Genomic DNA, 15,022 nt, shown 5'->3' on the forward strand with positions numbered 1-15,022 from the left:
TGGAGATGTTTTTTTATGATTACTTGATGCTAGCCTGTTTATTTTTTTAACTCACTAACTATTTCTGTTAACCTTTGCTCTTTATAATTAGAACTACTGTGATTATAGTTGCATGGCTATGCCTAATAATAATATTATGGTAGAATTAATATGCCTAATTTCCCCGAAGGAGAATATTGTATGAAGAACCTGAATCAAGAAGAAATAAAAAATTTATTGCCGCATCGGTACGAGAATTTGCTTATTGACGAAGAAGATATTTATGAAGAAGAAGCAATTAAAAAAGGAGTTTTAAAGCTCACTGTAAATAAAAATGATAGTCTCAAACGAGATGTTTTTTTTAAGGAAACAAAAGATAATAAAGTTTTTATTGAGCCTGTTTACATGGAGATACTTGCTCTTGGTTCTATTGTTTCAATGGGGACCTTGCCTGAAGGAATTACCGCTTTTTTCTCTGCTATAACTAATTATAAAAAAAATGGTGATATTAAAGAAGGCCAGTTACTTATTGGCGAAGTTGAGAAAGGAAAAGCTAAGGGTGATTTTCACCGTTTTAGCGGCGTGATTAAAAATGAGAATAATGATCTCATCGCTGAAGGTGATCTTATGGCCTTTGCAATGAATGCGAGTTTAGGAGTGGCCGACAGCGATAAGAAGCAAATCGAAATCCCTAATAAAACTATGGAGGAAATAGTTCAAAAAAACCATTTTTCATGGAAATCCTCTTCAATGGTTTTTGTCGATAAAATAGTGAATTATAATGAAGAAGGTACAATTGTTACCGAATATACCTATCCTCAGGACCATGTTTTTACTCAAGGACATTTTCCCGGTAATCCCGTAATGATGGGCATTTCACAATGGATTGCAGGAGCCGATGCTCTATGGCTTTACGCCAGCAAACAGCTTGCAGCGGGTAATATTGCCGGCACTTCAGTGACGTTATCTGCTGATATTGATATCGTTAAATCAGATGGAACTGTCACTGCCGAATTAAAAAATTGTGTTTGCAGCGCTCCAATAATTGGGAATGTTTTAGGTGAAATGAGCGTAACGTCCACCAAAAAGCTATATTTCCGCGACATCGTAAAACCTAATGATAGCCTTGTGATTATCGCTAAAAATATACTTATACAATAACACTATGCTAAGCAATTCGAAAATCAAGGTATTATTTATTGACGATGAAGAAGATCTGCTAAGGACAGTTTCAATCGTCTTAAAAAAATATTTTGATATCTCCACAAGCAATTCCGGAATCTCAGCATTATCGCTGCTGGAAAATGGTAATTTTGATATAATTATTTGTGATATTTCCATGCCCGAAATTAGCGGTATGGAAGTTTTGAAGCGAGTAAAGAAATCTGATCCTTCTATAGAAGTAATCATGCTTACTGCGCTTAATGATACACAAATTGCTATCCAGGCAGCCAAAGAAGGTGCCTATGATTTCCTCGTTAAACCTTTTGATCCTGATGCCATGCGGATAACTATTGAACGTGCATACGAAAAAAAAATCCTTATTGCAGAAAATGAACTCTTAAAATCAAAGCTATCTCATATCAGAGAATCAACCTTCAGCAATATTATTGGTGAATCAACTCCAATAAAGAATATTTTTGATTTAATAAAAAAAGTCAGCAAAAATGATTCTTCAGTATTGGTATTAGGTGAGACTGGAACAGGAAAAGAACTTATTGCAAAAGCAATTCACAGTCTTTCTCCAAGAAAAAACAATCCCTTTATTACCGTTAATTGTGGCGCTATCCCTAAAGAATTATTCGAGAGCGAGTTTTTTGGTTACGAAAAGGGAGCTTTCACAGGAGCGCTAACAACAAGGATTGGAAAGTTTGAAGCAGCACACGGAGGTACCTTATTTCTGGATGAGATAGCAACATTGCCGCTCGATATGCAAGTAAAACTTCTGCGAGTCCTTCAGGAGAAAGAGATATACCGCGTTGGCTCAACTAAATCCCTCGCTACAAATGTGAGGATTATATCAGCTAGTAATGAAGAGTTAAGCCGGAAAATAGAGAAAAACGAGTTTCGGGAAGATCTTTATCATAGAATAGCAGTGGTTCCGTTAACAATTCCGCCTTTGCGTAAAAGGCAAGACGATATCCGGTTATTAGCATATTATTTTCTTGATAAGTTTAACACTAAATATAACAAAAACTTCTCGGTAATAGAGGATGATGCTTTGTCCGTAATGAACTCATATCTTTGGCCAGGTAACGTGAGAGAGTTGGAGCACTTGATGGAGCGGATTGTATCTCTGGAAGAAGACCGGATTGTTAAGTCGTCAGTCCTCCCTTTAGAAATGTTTGTTAAACGGGTCATACAAGAAGAGGATTCTACCTTTAAAAAACTGGTTTCGGATTTTGAAAGGCATCTCATTGCAGGTGCTTTAAAGAAATGTGATAATAACCAAACTAAAACTGCTCTGATGCTTGGCCTTTCACGTACAACTTTGATCTCAAAAATTGATTTATTAGGTATTAAGTAATGCCAGGTTTATTATAAAGGCAGTTCCTTTGCCTACTTTAGAATTGACAGTTATTGATCCATTATGGCTGTTTATAATTTGTGCTACTGTGCATAGGCCAATCCCTGTTCCGTTTTGTTTCGATGTGAAAAACGGTTCGAAAATACGTTCTTGTATTTCAGGAACAATCCCTCTCCCTGAATCCGAAATGGTTATCGTAATTTTTTCTTCATCAGCGTATGATTCTATTTTTATGACCCCATTCGAGCCAATTGATTCAATCGAGTTAAGTATCAAGTTGTTGAAGACGGATATAAAGTCCTCTTTACATAAAAATATCGGATAGGTTCTGGATAGGCCCAGCTCCAGTTTGATATTTTTTATAGTTAATTGATGGTAGAAAATAGTCGCAGCTTCTTCGATTATATCTTCAATGAAACCTTGTTCTTTTTTTCCACTTCCGGGTTTAGAATAAGTCAGTAGAGTTTTTATTTTATTATCAATCCGTTCAAGCTGCCTTGGAACAATATCCATGAATTCTTTAAGATAATCCTGATCGTTGATCATTTCAGGTAACACTTTAACGAGAGGGATAATAACAGCGAGAGGATTTTTTATTTCGTGTGCAAGGCTTGCGGAGATTTTTCCTACGATTGATAATTTCTCGCTGTGCAAGAGAGATTTTTCTGTCTCGATCATTCTTTCATTATTGAAGCAGTTAGCCAGTGCTAGTGAAATATGGCGTGATAATGATGCCAATAATTTTAGCTCACCAGCAGAGTATGCTTTTTTGTTTGATTTGCTGCCAAAAAAGAGGATGCCGATAAATTCATTTTTATAACAAAGAATAGTAGCAACTTCAGATTTCAGTGAATCTATAATATCTTTAATAAAGGGTAAATTTTGTAAAATATCTTCATCGTAATTTGTAATGAAATTAAGAGACTTTATTGTTTTGATTTGTTCATGAGAAATATTGTATTTGTTTATTTGGGACTGGTCTGTTTCGATATAATTATGGATAGATGAGTTTTTTGTGTTATAAAAAAACACTGATAATTCAGTTATAAGAAAGTATTTTCTAAAAAGTTTATTTGCATGTTCTATTAGTACTTTTTTGTCGAGACTGGTAGCTATATGGTCAGAATAGTAATCCATGGCAGGTTTTAGTATCGTTTGTTCGGGAAAAAAGAAATGGTCGGAGTACCTTTGTAAGATATATCGTAAGGGTTCAAGAAAGATAAATAGTACAAAAATATAAATGGTTGAAAATAAAATAAGGCTTTCTGTGCTCAAGCTAACTACGAGGGAATCTAAAACAATAATATAGATGCTAGCGAAGCTTAACGATAACGTTGTATATAGCAATGTTTTATTTATGAGCAGGTTAAAATCCAATATATGATTGTTAATTATCCCATAAGTCAGGGTTCCGTAGAGAATAAGTTGTGAGATCATGATTACGAGGTCATAGTAGCCTTGAAAAGCTTCAGGAATTAAAAATAATTGAGGTAAGAGAAAAAGACATATAAAAATTGATAATGACAAAAGAATTCCTATAATAATTTTTTGTATCTTTTTTTTGTAGTATTTTTTGGTATCGGTTATCCGGGTATGGAACAATCCCCTGACTCCAAACAGAAAACACACGAATGTGTAAATAATGAAGGCTTGATTGAAATTGTCAAACGAGAATCCCCATAGATAGGTATACAGCGTATCACTTTGGCAGATTGGCCAGCTCATAAGGACCGGTACAGATAGTAGGGCAGGAGCATACAATATCTTTGAATAAATAGAAGGTAAATTTCTTTTATAAGACAAAGTATAACAAAAGTGCAAAAAGGAAGCTGGAAAAAACAAGTACCCTAGTCGATGAAAAGCAAATATATTCCCGGCTATAGTCTCATAGCCAAGCTGTGCAAGAATATGCTGGATGAACGAGGCAAGATAGAAGCTAAAAGGCCCAAGTATGGATATAAAAAATGGTAATCCAAGGTAGTGATGCCTGTCTCTGATTATAATGATAACAAAAATAGTAAGGAAAAAGAATGTCGTCATTAATCCGATCAGGGTTATCGCTAACTTGTAGTTCCTTGATTTCTTGGGTAAAACAATAGCAAATTTGGTTTCTTTTTTATTGAAATATTTGCTTGTAATTAGTTTGTCTGATTTGTCTGTGACAATTATTTGGTAGGGGGATCGGGGATCTATTGAATAAAACTCTACTTGCCCATTGTAGCTTGTTATTCGTTTTTCTTTGTTATTGTTCTGGACGGCAGTAACACCGTGTCCGTAATTTACATAAATATTTTTTTCGTAGATATAGCCTTTAACAGTTGCCGGAAGTGATGAATGCATCCAATGATTTGCAAAGAATATTAGTGGTATTGATATAAGTAATAGTGAGATTAATACATTAATTATGATTTTTTTTTTAATACTCATATCAAAAGATTCTACTTTCTGTGATTTTTTTGTAAATTTGAAATAGTTTAATTTTTTCTTCAATGCTTTTTATGGATCTAATTTCAGTGCTTTTTTTCATTTTTCTCTTATTTAAGTTTAAAACATTTTCTTTCATTTTTAAAATACTCCTTGAATTTATTTTTATTTAACAAGAAGCATAATTTGTGCCAACTTTGTGAAAGCTGATATATGGACATAGAATATACCGAAGAAATTATTAATGCATAAGGACCTATAGTCCCTTGAGTGACGTGGACCACTAATTTAGCATAAAATATATTTCCAGTTTATTTCCAGATTAACGATTGTCGAAATATGGATGTGTGTAAAAGATTTCGACAGTTCAGGAATTGTCTGGGTTAATGTTGGTAGAGATTATTTCCTAGAGAGTCAATAGTTACAAATAAAGGGAGATCTTCAACGACTAATTTGTGTATTGCTTCTGGCCCTAGATCGTGAAATGCAATAATAGTGGATTCTTTAATATATGAGGAAATCAGTGCTGCAGTTCCTCCAATACATGTGAAATATACTGCTTTGTTTTTTTTGATTGATTCTATCGTTTCATGATTTCTATTTCCTTTGCCTATCATTCCTGCAAGGCCGCGGTCGAGGAGGGCAGGGGTATAAGCATCCATCCGGCAGCTGGTTGTTGGGCCCGCTGACCCTATGGTTTGTCCAGGTTTCTTTGGGGTTGGCCCGACATAATAAATTATTTGCCCTTTGAGCTCAAACGGAAGGCTCTTGTTACTTTCTATGAGTTCAATGAGTTTTTTGTGGGCAGCATCACGTGCGGTGAAAATGGTGCCTGATAGGAATACTTTTTCGCCGGCACGTAGTTTGTTGAGGATATCTTTCGTGAGTGGAGCGCTTATCTTAGACATGTATTATCTCCTTTTCTGTTACAATAAAGTCCATAGGGATATCGTGTGAGCCAGACTTGAGTTGGTCGACAATTTGGAATGAATAAGCCAATCCAATTTTTATCCCATGATAGTTATGAAGTATCCTATCGTAGAAGCCTTTCCCAAATCCTACTCTATGGCCCTGTTTATCGAACGCGATCCCTGGAACGATAGTTATTTGAATATCGTTGATGCTATCTGCGTTGAGGTTCTGAGTGGCTGGAATTCCGTAAGTATGCGTTACAATGTCTTTTAGTGACGATATTTTGGATGGTACCATTTGAGAGTGATTAGCATCAATAATATACGGAACATATATGATTTTCTCTGGTATCCATGATTTAATCAAGGCTATGGTATCTACTTCATTTTTGCAGGATATATAAGTAAAAATTGTTTTTGATGTATTAATTGCTTCAATTTTGAGTAAATTATTCTGGATCTGTGTACTTAATATGGTTACTTCCTCAGGATAAAGGTTTTTTCTTTTTTCTAATATGCTTTGTCTGATAGCTTGTTTCATATGTATCAGTCTTTGTCTTATAGAATTATTTCTTTATGCCTTGAGCTATGGCACTGAATATTTATAGCGACCGGTAAGGATGCTATGTGGCAAGGATAAGAATTAATTTTGACGCTAAGTGCAGTTGTCGTGCCTCCAAAACCGGCTGGACCAATGTTGAGTTTGTTGATTTCTTGTAGGAGCTCTATCTCTTTTTTAGCATAGAAATCATCATCATTTATGTCATCGATTTGTCGTAGAAGGGCTTTTTTTGCTAATAATGCGCAGTATTCAAATGTGCCGCCAATACCAATTCCAACGATAATTGGAGGGCATGGATTCGCTTCAGCTTCAGTGACCGTAGCTATTACGAATCTTTTGATTCCTTCCCAGCCATCGGAGGGTTTTAGCATTGCTAACTTGCTCATATTTTCTGCTCCGCCGCCTTTGGGACAGAACGATATTTTTAGCGAATCTCCGGGAACGATTGAAGTATGTATGATTGCTGGCGTATTATTCTCAGTATTTTTCCGTCGAAGAGGATCTTTGACAATCGATTTTCTTAAGTAGCCTTCTTGATATCCTTTGCTTACTCCGGTATTAATCGCAGAGTAGAGATCCCCGCCGCTAATGTGGACTTCCTGTCCCAGTTCAATAAAGAAAACAGCAAATCCAGTGTCTTGGCATAAGGGAATCTGATTCGTTGCTGCTATCCTTGTATTCTGGATAATAAGATCAAGTATCTCTTGGCCTAAACAAGAGCTTTCAGTAGTTTTGCTCAGTTCAAGAGCTTTCTGTACATCCGTTGGTAAATATAAACAGGCATTAATACAGAGATCTCTTATTGCTTTTATTATTTGATTACAATTTATTATTTTCATTAAAGGTTTTTAATAATTGCTTGTGCATACTCCGATGTTTTTAATTCTTTTGCACCTTCTGTTTGTCGTGCAAGATCATAGGTTACTGTTTTTGCTTGTATAGTTTTCTCGATTGCTTTGTTTATAGCTTGTGCCGCAAGATCCCAAGCCATATATTCTAACATCATAACTGCTGAAAGTATCAAAGATCCTGGGTTAGCTTTATCAAGCCCTGCATATTTCGGTGCAGTACCGTGTGTAGCCTCGAAAACGGCGGTGTAATCTCCAATATTTGCGCCTGGTGCCATTCCCAGTCCGCCAACTTGCGCAGCACACGCGTCACTTAAATAATCTCCGTTAAGGTTAGGCATGGCTAATACGTCATATTCATCGGTCCTTATAAGAATTTGCTGGAACATGTTATCAGCAATTCTATCGTTAATAATTACTTTGCCTTCAGGTGCGATACCATTATAGATGCTGGTTACTTCTGCTTCGGTAATAGTGGCGTCCGCAAATTCTTTTTTTGCGAGTTCGTACCCCCATTCTTTAAATGCGCCTTCAGTGAATTTCATGATATTCCCTTTATGTACGATCGTAACCGTTTTTCGGTTATGTTCGATTGCAAACTTGATTGCCTTCCTTACTAATTGTTCCGTAGCAGTTTTCGAAATGTTTTTTATTCCTATTCCGGAGTCTGCGTTAATATTAATACCAAATTCTTTATCGAGGAATCTGATTATTTTTTTTGCTTCTTTTGAGTCTTTTTCCCATTCTAGCCCTGAATAGACATCCTCGGTATTTTCTCTGAAAATGACAACGTCCATTTTTTCAGGGTGCTTGACAGGTGCCGGAACCCCCGTGAAGTAACGGACCGGGCGAACACAGGCATAGAGGTTAAGTTTCTGCCGAATGGCTACGTTAAGGCTTCGCATTCCACCTCCGACTGGAGTTGCAAGAGGTCCTTTAATCGATATTGCGAATTCTTCAAGCGCATTTAGTGTATCTTTTGGAAGGTAGTTGCCGTCATACAGCTTGTTTGCTTTTTCGCCTGCAAAGATTTCGAGCCAAATAATCTTTTTTTCTCCGTTATAAGTTTTTGCTACGGCCGCATCGACTACTGCAATCATTGCCTTAGTTATATCAGGGCCAATACCATCTCCTGCGATATAAGGAATAATCGGATTGTCTGGTATGGATAGAATTCCATTCTTTGTATTTACTTTTGAGCCTTCCTCCGGAAGCGTGATCTTTTCATATGAATAGTTGAACATTGACATTGTTTGATCCTTTCTAATTCCTGGTCTTGTTGTCATCTCGTAGTTTTAGGTCGAGCGAAATTCAATAGTTTATCCGCTAAATTTTTACTTATGATGAAACTGGGAATAATTATTTGTTATATTGAAAGCTTAAAGTCTCCATGTTTAGCAATGTGGGAAGCAAGTCCGCCATCATTGAGGATTGTTATCATAACGTCAGGTAAGGGAACGAAAGTAATATCGATACCAGTTGTTATGTTCTTAATGATGCCTAGTGAAAGGTCAATTTCCAAAGTGTCCCCCTGATTAATCAAATCGGTATCACATATTAAAGCTGGAAGTCCGACATTTATCGCATTTCGGAAAAAAATCCTTGCAAATGATTTTGCCAGTACTGCTGATACCCCTGACAGTTTAATGATTGTTGGTGCATGTTCCCGGCTGGAACCAAGACCAAAGTTGCTTCCTCCGACTACGATATCGCCCGGGGACATGCTCGATGCAAAGTTAGGATCTGCATCTTCTAATACGTGTTTTGCTAATTCCGGCAAATTAGATCGAAGATGAAACAATCGCCCGGGGGCTATGTGGTCCGTACTAATATTATCTCCAAATTTCCACGATTTACCTGTTAAAGACATTGATTAAAAGTCCTCCTTACATAAGATCTCTAGGATCAGAAATTTCACCTTTAATTGCTGCTGCTGCTGCTGTAGCAGGAGAAGAGAGAAAGATATTCCCTTTTACATTTCCCATTCTTCCTTCGAAGTTCCTGTTCTGTGTCGCGAGACAGTTTTCTCCGTCACCTAATATTCCTTGATGGACACCAACGCAAGCGCCACAACCCGGAGTGTTGATCGCTGCTCCAGCCTCAATAAATGTTTCAATGAGGCCTTCGCGTACGGCGTCAAGAAAAACTTGCTTTGAAGCAGGTGTTACAATGAGTCTGGTTGCTGGGTGCCTTTGTTTGTTTTTAAGTATCTGGGCCGCAATTCTCAGGTCTTCGAGCCGTCCATTAGTGCAGGTCCCAATAAATACTTGATGGACCTTGATCCCAAGGCTTTCCTTGATTGTTTTTGTGTTATCGACAGTGTGAGGGTGCGAAATCATTGGCTCCAGTTTTGTCACATCAATTTCGATAACCCTATCGTAGTCTGCATTATTGTCTGGTTCCAGGGAAACCCATTTATCGCCTCTGCCCATTTTTTCTAAATAATCTTTAGTTATCTCGTCAGAACTGAATAAACCGCATTTAGCGCCGGCTTCAACAGCCATATTCGCAAGTGTAAGTCTGTCATGCATCGGCATTTTATCTATTGTTGGGCCGCAAAATTCGAGAGATTTATATGTTGCACCGTCAGCGCCTATCAACCCGATGAGATGTAACATCAAATCTTTGGCGTATACTCCTTTGGGGAAATCTCCTGTAACGGCAATTTTAAATGTTTCAGGGACTCTAAGCCATGTTCGGCCAAGTGCTATCCCGATTGCTACATCGGTTGATCCCATTCCGGTAGCAAAAGCGCCTAAGGCTCCACCGGTGCACGTATGAGAATCGGCTCCTATTATTATATCCCCGGGATTAATGTATTTTTCTGCTGTGATCTGATGGCATACACCTTCGCCAACATCGCTCAGTATTGCTCCTGTTTTTTTTGCGAATTCACGTAAGGCCATATGATCGTTCGAGAGTTCTTTTCGTGAACTGGGCGCTGAATGATCGATAAATAGGATTGTTCTCTCGGGATTTGAAGCTTTTTCCAGCCCGATTTTTTGCAGTTGTTTAATTGCTAAAGGGCCTGTTCCGTCTTGAGTGATACAGATGTCAACCTTTGCAATAACGATTTCACCTGCAGAAACGTCTTTGTCTGCATGTGCGCTAATTATTTTTTCTACTAACGTTTTCCCCATTGATTGCCTCCAGATTAATCTAATTTTGCAATTTCTTCAAAGCGAATATCCATTCCAATAATACCGCAGATATTGTCTTGTAAATCGACAATCGGCGCGGACACTGTTATACACCAGGCGCCAGTTATTCTTGAAGTATAGAATTTTGTCGCATGATGCTGACCGTCCTGTAGCGGAGTCAGGAACCATGTTCTGTCTGAAAAATTAGTATTCATGTCGATGGATTGATCGTATTTTCCTTTGTCTTCTAACTGAGATATGTTTTTGGTTATTTTCTGTCCATCAGTATTGACGACGTAAATAAACTGGATAAAATGGTACTTGTTGGCATAATTAAGAAGTATTTTTTCTATAATTGATGCCTTCATGGTTTTTAGTTCGTCTCTATTGCTGATTTCTTCAAGTATTTCGAATGCAGTTTCTTTTACTTCGTCAATTAATCGATCGAAGTCGGATTCTACTAGCCCAGGAATATGTATTTTGACCTGTTCAAGCAACTCTTCATTCGAAACGTCAGTGGTCCTTCCATTATCATATTCTTCCAGAATCCAGTCATATATTTTCTTAACTCCCGGGTGTCGCTTATTAATCGATTCGACTTTTTTATCTTTAACCACGTAAACGTTAATCCAATGCGCAACACCAGCAACACCTGACTTGTCTGATACAGAAACATCAAGAGTCCTGTTAAGCAATTTGTCAGTGTCAAAAATACTGTATATTTCTCTGTTTTTAATAACGCCATCTGCATGAATTCCTGCTCTTGTGGTGTTGAAGTCACGGCCTAGGAATGGGTAGTTATAAGGGATAGTGTACTCAAGTTCTTTTTCGAAATATTCACCGATTTCGGTGATAACGGTTGTATCAATTTCTTTGTCATTTCCATAAAGGCTTATATATTCGATAATTGCTGCTTCAAGGGGAGAATTGCCGGTTCTTTCTCCAATTCCAAGCAATGAAGCGTTAACAGCGGCGCATCCGTAGAGCCACGCTGTTACAGAATTAGCATGAACTTTGTGAAAATCATTGTGTCCGTGCCATTCAAGATGTTCGGATGGAACCCCCCCGTCATGGACAAGGCTATGAATTATCTTGGCAACACTTCGTGGGAGCGCAGCATTAGGATATGGTACCCCGTAACCCATTGTATCGCAGGCCCTTATTTTTATAGGAATGCCGGATTCTTCCTGCAGCTCCATTAACTTCTGCACAAAGGGGATTACGAATCCATAGATATCTGCCCTGGTAATGTCTTCCAGGTGGCAGCGAGGTATAATTCCTTCTTCTAAAGACGTTCTCACGATGTCTAAATAAGAGTCCATCGCTTCTTTTCTTGTTTTGCCGAGTTTCAGAAAAATATGATAGTCAGAGACTGAAGTGAGTATCCCTGTTTCCTTTATTCCCATTTCTTTGACAAGTTTAAAGTCACTTTTAACTGCTCTGATCCAACTCGAGATAATTGGATATTTATAATCAAGTTCCATACATTTTTCTACAGCTTCGCGATCTTTTTTGCTATAAAGGAAGAATTCGGTCATTCTAATGAGTCCATGAGGCCCGCTAAGTCTATGCAGATATTTATAGAGCTGTACTATTTGCTCAACGGTATAGGGTGGACGGCTTTGCTGTCCATCACGGAAGGTCGTGTCTGTTATCCAGACATCTTTTGGCGGCGATGGGAGTATTATCGAACTGTCAAAGTCGATTTTACATACCTCATCAAAGGGAAAAGTATCTCTATACAATTGAGGTTCTTTGACGTCTTGAAGGTCAAATTTAATTCTTTGCTTGCTTGCAAATAAACCACTGGAATCTTTAACGATAGTCACTTTGGCACCTCATTGTTTTTCTTGCGTTTTTGAGTCAATAATTTGTTGAGTCATTATATCATAGTAAAGCTCATAACCACAATATATCCTGGACAAATTCTATTTCGATTGGTTATAGCCTCAGTCCTGCTCCAAAAGCGGGACTGAGATAGATAATAAAGATTTTTTGTGGCTTAACTACGGCCAATATTCCGGACTGTTGAATAAATGCTCAAGGAATGGACTAATTTGTTTTTTGTAGTTTTCTACCTCGAAGTTTAGCAATTCCGCAATAGAGAGCATATCATTTATTTCTTCAATCTCACGTGTGTTCTTTTCCGGGTTTATTACTTTGCTTGTTTTTTTCTCAACATTAAGCAATAACTCGAACATTATATTCTGCGCAGTCATAGATTCTAGGTTGATATCAAACTCTTTTGCTATTTTAAACAACATCCTGATGTCTTTTGTTGTTTCGAATGAATATTTTTTCTGCAGTGAAATCATTAAATTAGTTAGCGATTTTACAAGCATCCGGCATATTTTGGAATTATTTATCGTTAGTTTATAACGTTTGGCTAATCTCCATAGTTCAAAGGCATCTTCATATGCGGAAAAATTGAAGTTCTCCCGGTTTTTCTCAAGTTCGGACAGGAGCATCATCTCAATTGAAAGCTCAGCAGTGAATTTTAGCTGGACAGGAAGATTAATTCCAAGAGAGACCGCCGATCCAATAAGATCAATATTGTGATGGTAAATGTTAATGAAGGATTCATTGATTGCATCGGTCCTCTGTTCCAGAATACTTTGTATGAGTTCCTGGCTCTCTTCCATGTAAATGTCTTTTAGTGTGTAATACCTGTCTTCGCACATCTGTTCTATTTCATAAGGAGTGGCGTTTCCTTTTTGATTGATAATTTTTAAGGCATTGGTCTTGCATTTATTAAAATCTTCGTGGTTGCTTATTTTCTTTATGTAGCTTCGAAAGTTATTGAAATCAAGCTGTACGGTATAAGAAAAATATTTCGCTGTTTCCCGGGTTAACTTGTCGGTTGTTTCAATATAAAGAAAAATAAGATTGTAATTTTCTGCTTCAATTATCTCTTCGTCTGGGTGAAAGCTTTTATCCAGAACTTTGATTGAATGCAGGCATATTTCATCTTTGGGGAATTTCTGTAAGATGAGGTAGTTAATCCCGAACTGATTTACTATCATTTGAGGCGATATAATGTGAGGTTTTATCCAATTAACATATATGTTTTCACCATTATTGCCATTTCCCAGGTTCGATTCTGCTTCTTTTAGTTTTGAAAGAAATAATTTTTCAAGATCAATATCTGTAAATTCTTGATAGATTTGTATTGCTCTTGCTGCATACTTGATTACCTGTACTGTCTCGATGCCGGAGATATCGGCAAAAAACCATGCGCAGCTTGTATACATGAGTAGTGCATTTCTTTGCCCTTCGAGCAGTTTAAGGATTTTGCTTTCTTCTTTTTCTGTTAGGTCTTTTAGCTTGCTGCGATTGAGAAAACTATCTATTGATGAAGTGCTTCTATTCAGGATAACGTTAATATAGTCATCTCTGGTATCCCATGGGTTGGTTACTAGCCCTTTACTTTCTTTTTCAAATATCATAATCATATGATCCCGGAGTAAGTCTAGCGACTGGCGAAGCGGAGCTCTCCATTGCTGGTTCCAGCCTTCTTGAGCTCCAGTGCTGCAGCCGCAATCACGATACCATCTGCCGACGCCGTGTGCACAGCTCCAGGCAGTACCTTCGCCTCCCCAATTTTTGAGGACTACTTCGTCTGTCGGTGGGTACATAGCAAGGTAGTTTCCATAATTGGTTACAGTGAATTCTGTGTTTTTGATTTCTTTGAAGAACATGTATGCAAGGCACATGTCTCCAAAGGCTTCATGATGCCCGTATGATTCTCCATCAGTACCTATATTAATTAACTGTGGCGGTTTGCGGTTGTGATCGATAGCAGTGTGAAGCCTGTTCGAAAACGCTGAAGCGCTTTTTAATATATGCTCAAATGCGACTGCTTGGGATATTGGGCCATCATAAAAGAATACATCGAGATATTTGCCGGAAATGTTTTTATCATTTTTATCCTTAAGATAAATGCGGTAAGGTTTCTTGGGATCTATCGAACTGTTTGATACATCGGCCCACTCTGTTTTGCCGAATGATCGTACCTTAAGCGCTTGTGTCGGCGAGAGAACTGTGAACTTAATCCCTTCAGCAATTAAGCACTCAGCAGTTTCTTTGTTTATTGCCGTCTCTGCCAGCCATATTCCTTCCGGTATCCTTTTGAACCGATGTGTGAAATCAGCCATTCCCCATTTTATCTGGGTGATTTTATCTTTTTTATTAGCCAGCGGCATAATAATATGATTATATACTTGGGCGATACCATTCCCATGACCGTTATTATCTTTGATGCTTTTTTTGTCTGCTGCTAAGATCCTATAATACGTGTGAGGATCTTTTGCTTCTATCCATTGTATAAGCGTGGGACCTATATCAAAGTTAATATGCTCATAATTATTCATTATTTGAATTATTCTCCCTGCGTTATTAAGAACGCGGGACACAGAGTTAGGGCGATAGCACTGATCATTGATTTTTTGATTCCAATCATGAAAAGGGCTTGCGCTATCCTGTATTTCTATTTGCTCACTCCAGGGATTTTCTCTTGGAGGTTGATAAAAATGTCCATGAATTGTAAGACATATCATCGGTTTGTTTTTTCTTTTTTTTCCTATATTCATAGTTGCCAAGGGTTCTCCTCCGTACCTAAAAATGCAAATTAA

Annotated in this window: 11 protein-coding genes; 2 read left to right on the forward strand and 9 right to left on the reverse strand. The window is 37.6% G+C overall.

All coding sequences use genetic code 11. The features are described from left to right. Positions 1 to 150 precede the first annotated feature (150 nt). Positions 151 to 1,140, forward strand: a complete 990-nt coding sequence (locus tag DKM50_03220) for a hypothetical protein (GenBank protein PZM82990.1) — start codon at positions 151 to 153, stop codon at positions 1,138 to 1,140. 4 nt (positions 1,141 to 1,144) lie between these two features. Next, the gene (locus DKM50_03225; protein ID PZM82991.1) at positions 1,145 to 2,506 is read left to right on the forward strand and encodes a sigma-54-dependent Fis family transcriptional regulator; all 1,362 of its coding nucleotides are present in this window, start codon (positions 1,145 to 1,147) and stop codon (positions 2,504 to 2,506) included. Here DKM50_03225 and DKM50_03230 read toward each other — a convergent pair. The 9 genes from DKM50_03230 to DKM50_03270 all read right to left on the reverse strand — a co-directional run bounded on the left by DKM50_03230 (position 2,492) and on the right by DKM50_03270 (position 14,980). Beyond that, entirely contained in the window at positions 2,492 to 4,933 is a 2,442-nt protein-coding gene (locus tag DKM50_03230; GenBank protein PZM82992.1) for a hypothetical protein, read from the reverse strand. The two genes, DKM50_03225 and DKM50_03230, sit on opposite strands and share 15 nt — an antisense overlap. Positions 4,934 to 5,313: 380 nt before the next feature. Then, positions 5,314 to 5,838 (reverse strand): Fe-S-containing hydro-lyase, encoded by a 525-nt coding sequence (locus tag DKM50_03235; GenBank protein PZM82993.1) that lies wholly within the window; start codon positions 5,836 to 5,838, stop codon positions 5,314 to 5,316. Beyond that, positions 5,831 to 6,382, reverse strand: a complete 552-nt coding sequence (locus DKM50_03240; GenBank protein ID PZM82994.1) for a 5-formyltetrahydrofolate cyclo-ligase — start codon at positions 6,380 to 6,382, stop codon at positions 5,831 to 5,833. The genes DKM50_03235 and DKM50_03240 overlap by 8 nt, the downstream gene beginning before the upstream one ends. 17 nt (positions 6,383 to 6,399) lie before the next feature. Beyond that, complete coding sequence (locus tag DKM50_03245) at positions 6,400 to 7,242, reverse strand: fumarate hydratase (GenBank protein PZM82995.1); 843 nt, start codon at positions 7,240 to 7,242, stop codon at positions 6,400 to 6,402. Continuing rightward, on the reverse strand, positions 7,242 to 8,501 hold the full coding sequence (locus DKM50_03250) for an NADP-dependent isocitrate dehydrogenase (GenBank protein ID PZM82996.1): 1,260 nt from the start codon (positions 8,499 to 8,501) through the stop codon (positions 7,242 to 7,244). The genes DKM50_03245 and DKM50_03250 overlap by 1 nt, the downstream gene beginning before the upstream one ends. A gap of 116 nt (positions 8,502 to 8,617) precedes the next feature. Continuing rightward, positions 8,618 to 9,121 (reverse strand): 3-isopropylmalate dehydratase, encoded by a 504-nt coding sequence (locus DKM50_03255; protein ID PZM82997.1) that lies wholly within the window; start codon positions 9,119 to 9,121, stop codon positions 8,618 to 8,620. A gap of 16 nt (positions 9,122 to 9,137) precedes the next feature. Next, entirely contained in the window at positions 9,138 to 10,391 is a 1,254-nt protein-coding gene (locus tag DKM50_03260; GenBank protein ID PZM82998.1) for a 3-isopropylmalate dehydratase large subunit, read from the reverse strand. Positions 10,392 to 10,405: 14 nt separating this feature from the next. After that, on the reverse strand, positions 10,406 to 12,172 hold the full coding sequence (locus tag DKM50_03265; protein ID PZM83057.1) for a histone-lysine N-methyltransferase: 1,767 nt from the start codon (positions 12,170 to 12,172) through the stop codon (positions 10,406 to 10,408). Between the two features lie 225 nt (positions 12,173 to 12,397). Beyond that, the gene (locus DKM50_03270) at positions 12,398 to 14,980 is read right to left on the reverse strand and encodes a glycoside hydrolase (protein ID PZM82999.1); all 2,583 of its coding nucleotides are present in this window, start codon (positions 14,978 to 14,980) and stop codon (positions 12,398 to 12,400) included. Between the last annotated feature and the right edge of the window lie 42 nt (positions 14,981 to 15,022).

The sequence above is a fragment of the Candidatus Margulisiibacteriota bacterium genome, assembly GCA_003242895.1.
Taxonomy (GTDB): domain Bacteria; phylum Margulisbacteria; class Riflemargulisbacteria; order GWF2-39-127; family GWF2-39-127; genus GWF2-39-127.

Coding starts and splice junctions, on each gene's coding strand:
- DKM50_03220 (PZM82990.1), top strand. CDS start 151: ATGCCTAATTTCCCCGAAGGAGAATATTGTATGAAGAACCTGAATCAA.
- DKM50_03225 (PZM82991.1), top strand. CDS start 1,145: ATGCTAAGCAATTCGAAAATCAAGGTATTATTTATTGACGATGAAGAA.
- DKM50_03230 (PZM82992.1), bottom strand. CDS start 4,933: ATGAGTATTAAAAAAAAAATCATAATTAATGTATTAATCTCACTATTA.
- DKM50_03235 (PZM82993.1), bottom strand. CDS start 5,838: ATGTCTAAGATAAGCGCTCCACTCACGAAAGATATCCTCAACAAACTA.
- DKM50_03240 (PZM82994.1), bottom strand. CDS start 6,382: ATGAAACAAGCTATCAGACAAAGCATATTAGAAAAAAGAAAAAACCTT.
- DKM50_03245 (PZM82995.1), bottom strand. CDS start 7,242: ATGAAAATAATAAATTGTAATCAAATAATAAAAGCAATAAGAGATCTC.
- DKM50_03250 (PZM82996.1), bottom strand. CDS start 8,501: ATGTCAATGTTCAACTATTCATATGAAAAGATCACGCTTCCGGAGGAA.
- DKM50_03255 (PZM82997.1), bottom strand. CDS start 9,121: ATGTCTTTAACAGGTAAATCGTGGAAATTTGGAGATAATATTAGTACG.
- DKM50_03260 (PZM82998.1), bottom strand. CDS start 10,391: ATGGGGAAAACGTTAGTAGAAAAAATAATTAGCGCACATGCAGACAAA.
- DKM50_03270 (PZM82999.1), bottom strand. CDS start 14,980: ATGAATATAGGAAAAAAAAGAAAAAACAAACCGATGATATGTCTTACA.